This window comes from Micromonospora sp. U56 (assembly GCF_018070095.1).
Taxonomy (GTDB): domain Bacteria; phylum Actinomycetota; class Actinomycetes; order Mycobacteriales; family Micromonosporaceae; genus Micromonospora; species Micromonospora purpureochromogenes.
In genome coordinates, this window is record NZ_JAGPYL010000288.1 from 1 (window position 1) to 601 (window position 601).

Here is a 601-nt window from a genome sequence, read left to right on the forward strand (position 1 = left end):
ACCTCGTCGGCGAACGAGGAGAGCTGGTCCACCATCGTGTTCACCGTGGACTTCAGCTCCAGGATCTCGCCCTGCGCGTCCACGGTGATCTTCTGCGACAGGTCACCCTTCGCCACCGCCGTGGTGACCGAGGCGATGTTGCGCACCTGGGCGGTCAGGTTCGACGCCATCGAGTTCACGTTGTCGGTCAGGTCCCGCCAGGTGCCGGCCACGCCGCGCACCTGGGCCTGGCCGCCCAGCTTGCCCTCGGTGCCCACCTCACGGGCCACCCGGGTCACCTCGTCGGCGAACGACGACAGCTGGTCCACCATCGTGTTCACCGTCGACTTCAGCTCCAGGATCTCGCCCCGGGCGTCCACCGTGATCTTCTGCGACAGGTCACCCTTGGCCACCGCCGTGGTGACCGAGGCGATGTTGCGCACCTGCGACGTCAGGTTCGACGCCATCGAGTTCACGTTGTCGGTCAGGTCCCGCCACGTACCCAGGACGCCCTTGACCTGCGCCTGACCACCCAACTTGCCCTCGGTACCCACATCGCGGGCCACCCGGGTCACCTCGTCGGCGAACGAGGAGAGCTGGTCCACCATCGTGTTGACGGTGT

The 601-nt window shown here is 66.9% G+C and carries 1 protein-coding gene; it reads right to left on the reverse strand.

The genetic code is table 11. The annotated features are described in order from the left end of the window. On the reverse strand, positions 1-601 hold a 601-nt coding region (locus tag KBX37_RS34025; RefSeq protein ID WP_210779905.1), incomplete at both ends, for a HAMP domain-containing protein.